We start from the raw sequence: 657 nt of genomic DNA, 5'->3' as shown, positions 1-657 counted from the left end.
CAGGTGAAGATCCGCGGCTTCCGCATCGAGCCGGGCGAGATCGCGGCGCGGCTTTGCGAGCATGCCTGGGTGCGTGAGGCGGTGGTGGTGGCGCGCCAGGACCGCGCCGGCGACAAGCACCTTGTCGCTTATGTCGTGTGTGGGCCCGAGGCGGGAGCGGAGCAGGACGATGGCGGCGCGCTTGCCGGCGCCTTGCGCGCACATGTGAGCGGGCGGCTGCCGGACTACATGGTGCCAACGGCATTCGTGCGGCTGGCGGCGCTACCGCTGACGCCGAACGGCAAGCTCGACCGCAAGGCGCTGCCGGCGCCGGCCGACGACGCCTATGCGCGGGCGGCCTATGAGGCGCCCCGCGCCGCGATCGAGACGGCGCTGGCCGAGATCTGGGCGGAGCTTCTCGGTGTCGAGCGGGTCGGACGCCACGACCACTTCTTCGAGCTGGGTGGCCACTCGCTGCTGGCCGTGCAGCTCTCGAGCCGGCTGTCGCGGGCTGTTGGGGTCGAACTGCCGCTGACGAGGCTGTTCGCCAGACCGGTGCTTGCCGATCTGGCCGAAAGCATCGTCGAGGTGTTGAGCCGCTCCGGTCCGCAAGACCTGCCGGCGATTGCGACGGTGTCGCGCAATGAGCCGCTTGTGCTGTCGTTTGCGCAGCAGCGG

General features: G+C 70.6%; 1 protein-coding gene. It reads left to right on the top strand.

Annotation, left to right across the window (positions count from 1 at the left end; genetic code table 11):
* The coding region (locus NKH90_RS34670) for a phosphopantetheine-binding protein (RefSeq protein ID WP_352823833.1) at nucleotides 1–657 on the top strand (657 nt) is incomplete at both ends.

Origin of the sequence: Mesorhizobium sp. M0898, from assembly GCF_040319695.1 — a bacterium.
GTDB lineage: Bacteria > Pseudomonadota > Alphaproteobacteria > Rhizobiales > Rhizobiaceae > Mesorhizobium.
Note: the sequence above shows the minus strand (reverse complement) of the source record. Positions and strands in the feature narration are given on the sequence as shown.